The following is a 3,360-nucleotide window of genomic DNA, read 5'->3' as shown; positions in this document are numbered from 1 at the left end:
AGTAATTTATTGAAGGATAGCCTAATACAACTGATATTTTCTAATGGCGGTCATTAGAAAAATAGACATGCCAAATTTCTAATGACCGATTTGGGCTTAACATAATGCCAACCTTTTTTCGCTCTTGTTTTTTCAAAATATTGCCATGAAAAAGACTTCTACAAAAAAATAGTTTGTATATTTACAGCCGTAAAACGATAAAATGAAAAATGAAATCAAAGCCATACATAATAATCCTACTAATTGACATTGCAATCTTTATTTTTGCATTTTTGGCGATGTGGAAAATCGGCGATACCCTAACCATATTGTATTACATTATATTCCCGTCTCCAATCTATTCTTTTTTGTTGTGTAGATTATTATCCTCGCTACGGGAAAAAGTAAAAATGCCTTCTCTGCTTGTATTTTCCAATGGCTTCTTTGTGCCGATAATGCTTGTAGGAACAGTATATTTACAAGAATATGCCCATTCTAAATATCATTACATCGACTACGAATTCAATAACGGCAAGAATAAATTCAGCATCTCACTGCAAAAACAAAGCGACAAGTTTGACATATACGTTTTATCCGAAAATGGCTGTCAAGAAATAACTTACGGCAAATACACCTATGCTGGCAACAATACATACAAACTTGAAGTTGCAGATTTTGCCTCAGGATTCGTAAAGTCTCCATTTTTTTATAAAGACTCTATCTTCATAGCACAAGAAATAACAATAACGAAAGATTCAATCTTTGGTTTCGATGTGGCTTCTTACAAAATTACGAAGAAATAACGATGCGAAATTTATTCATTATATTATTCTTGTGTATCTCGTGTTCTGTTGCTAATACACATGATGTATCAACAGCTTCAGAATATACACACGTTGTGTTGCCCAACAAAATCGGGAATGATTATATCATTTCGGACAGCGTTAATAATGAGGATAGTATATTTTTTGAGGATGTGTTTTATTTCAAAGAAACAGACGATACCCTTTGCGTGCTTGGAAATCTGCTGGGAAGCAAAAGTTCGTTGTTCGTCATTTTAAACAAGAATAACAATACCATTATTTATCGAAAACAGTCCGCAAAGATTGATAGTGCCACGCATGTTTCTTGTGGTGGTCGTGAACTGATAACTGTAAACAAAAGTTATCAAGACATGTGTACCAGAGAGATTTTTTATTCTATATACATGCTGACAAAAGATTCATTAAAAGAATGCTTTGATGACTATAAGAAAAATGAGTACATAGGTGCAGAAGACTATTGCTCAGAAAAATTTGTTTCTTATAATCAATTCTTTTCTTTTGATGTCATTCGAGATTCATTAATCGTTAATATAACAAAAATTGACGAAAATGAGAAGAAAGAAATCAAGAGGCATTCTATAAGTTTGAAATAACATGAAATACTTTAAATTTGAATATACAGTAACGTTTTCCACAAAAGAAAAGTCTTCCATATTTGAGCGCATATTTGACAATGTATTAGATTTCATAACAAATGCACTTGGAGACTTCTATAAAGAAGAAAAATTTAATCTTGTAAGAACATGGTACATAGAATTCGAAGAGGAGACTGGAAGCACTTGTCGTGAAATCGGAGTCGATGCAGATGGAAATGTGCAAGTCAAAGCTGATGGTGTATGTGGATTTTGGATTGATGCAGACCTCACATTGGATGATTATAGAAAATTCGGCATTACGCCGATTGATTCCAAAACCTTTCAGCAACTTTGGTTCTCAAGCATTATACAAGGAAACACAAAGGAGCAACCGAGAGAACAAACAGAACAAAAATATGAAGAATTCAAAAAATAATTGGTTTTGACATCTAACAAATTACAATATGACATTAGAAGAAATAGATAAGAAAATAAAAGAAATGACATATAATGATTATGACGAATTGAACCATCTCCTAATGGAAAAAGAACGTATATTGAAGCGTATTCATTTCCATTTTGAGGAGCAAATCAGTGTTTCTCATATTCAGCTTTTTGCCAAGGTTTTCAAGTGTTTTATCAATGGACCTTACGTATTAGATGAACAATATCTTACACAATTGCAGTTGGTCTTACCTAAAGAATGTAAAGATGTTGATGCACTTAAGAAAAAAGCCGAAGAGGCTACGTCTACGTCCATTGATTTATTCTTCGTGACCACTCCTGATTACAAAGATTTGGAATATACTACTGCTTTTAATAAACAGATACCAGATATGTGTATTTCGATAGTTTTGCTATCATTGCAGGACAATTATCAGAGCATCCGCGATTTTTCCAAACAAAAGGATATTTATACTCTTGTTGATAGTATGATTTCATCATACAAACTGTTAAATTCTTCTATAGGTTACAACTTATTCTATGAAAATTACAATCTTGATGGAAACCATTTTAAAGAAAAGGTTGCACCAAATATCACACACATTGATTTTCTGAGAAGGTTACGTTCCACAATATATATGGCTTGCGATAAAAAAGAAGATGGAAATCTGTCAGTAGATAAAAAGCTGTCAGTATTTGCGAAATATCAGATCTTAGACTTTGTATTTCAATGTAGATACTTGTCATTCTGGTCTTGCCTACTTGACATTATGTCTTTCCCTGGACTCTCTAAAGCGGAATCAGATGTTCTCAATAAGGTAGCCGGATGGTTTTTGTGCAATCTCACAAATCCGTATGTATATCACCTCATCTGTGAATCTAATCCCTTAAATAAATTGAGATCTGTAGATATGCGGGAATCAAGTGACAATACAACTCGCATCAAAGTATATTTGATGAAAAATGATGATGAGGTTCCTTACTTAGTGAGATTTGACTTGCCACATAAAGGCGTGCCCTATGTGCATCTAAATATCCAACATAACGAAGAAAACGAAGAAAACGAACATTTCCGTTTGTCGCACAATGTTATAGATGAAAGTTTGGATCATGTGTTTGAAAACTTAAGTGAAAGCCTTAAAACTTTCAACTTCAACTGTTCTTTCCTCTACCATTCACCGGTAGCAAAAGATCGAGAAATAATCCAACGAATGCCTGAATATACAGCAATGATGGACCTTGCAACTTATGTCGAATGTATTTATTTGGAATTGGATTTGAATCCCAATGTTCTTCCAGATTGCATCAAAGAAACATTGGATAGATCAGTCAAAATAATAAAGGAGATGGTAGAAAATGAATTAGAAACAACCATTGAAGAACTTCCAGATCTGTACATATACGCAGATATGATTCTGGAAGAAGAGCTAAAGAATATTTAACTTCAAACATAACAAAATATTGCTGTCCGGTAAAACTCAAAAGGCAATAAAAATCCTCCCCGAAGCCCAGTAAATATGCGCCTCGGGGTCTTTTTT

Annotated in this window: 4 protein-coding genes; all 4 read left to right on the top strand. The window is 33.5% G+C overall.

Annotation, left to right across the window (positions count from 1 at the left end; all coding sequences use genetic code 11):
* The first annotated feature begins 209 nt into the window (after nucleotides 1-209).
* The 4 genes from T538_RS0113695 to T538_RS0113680 are packed head-to-tail and all read left to right on the top strand — an operon-like array spanning nucleotide 210 to nucleotide 3,264.
* The gene (locus T538_RS0113695) at nucleotides 210-782 is read left to right on the top strand and encodes a hypothetical protein (protein ID WP_031541421.1); all 573 of its coding nucleotides are present in this window, start codon (nucleotides 210-212) and stop codon (nucleotides 780-782) included.
* A gap of 2 nt (nucleotides 783-784) precedes the next feature.
* A complete protein-coding gene (locus T538_RS0113690; protein ID WP_031534584.1) occupies nucleotides 785-1,396 on the top strand; it encodes a hypothetical protein in 612 nt (203 codons plus the stop codon).
* Nucleotide 1,397: 1 nt separating this feature from the next.
* On the top strand, nucleotides 1,398-1,814 hold the full coding sequence (locus tag T538_RS0113685) for a hypothetical protein (RefSeq protein WP_031534586.1): 417 nt from the start codon (nucleotides 1,398-1,400) through the stop codon (nucleotides 1,812-1,814).
* Between the two features lie 28 nt (nucleotides 1,815-1,842).
* Nucleotides 1,843-3,264, top strand: a complete 1,422-nt coding sequence (locus T538_RS0113680; protein WP_031534589.1) for a hypothetical protein — start codon at nucleotides 1,843-1,845, stop codon at nucleotides 3,262-3,264.
* Nucleotides 3,265-3,360 lie beyond the last annotated feature (96 nt).

Origin of the sequence: Bacteroides sp. Ga6A2, assembly GCF_000702225.1 — a bacterium.
Taxonomy (GTDB): Bacteria; Bacteroidota; Bacteroidia; order Bacteroidales; family Bacteroidaceae; genus Ga6A1.
Note: the sequence above shows the minus strand (reverse complement) of the source record. Positions and strands in the feature narration are given on the sequence as shown.

What these genes read in the sequence shown, in the direction of transcription:
- T538_RS0113695 (WP_031541421.1), top strand. Translation starts at nt 210, where the DNA reads ATGAAATCAAAGCCATACATAATAATCCTACTAATTGACATTGCAATC.
- T538_RS0113690 (WP_031534584.1), top strand. Translation starts at nt 785, where the DNA reads ATGCGAAATTTATTCATTATATTATTCTTGTGTATCTCGTGTTCTGTT.
- T538_RS0113685 (WP_031534586.1), top strand. Translation starts at nt 1,398, where the DNA reads ATGAAATACTTTAAATTTGAATATACAGTAACGTTTTCCACAAAAGAA.
- T538_RS0113680 (WP_031534589.1), top strand. Translation starts at nt 1,843, where the DNA reads ATGACATTAGAAGAAATAGATAAGAAAATAAAAGAAATGACATATAAT.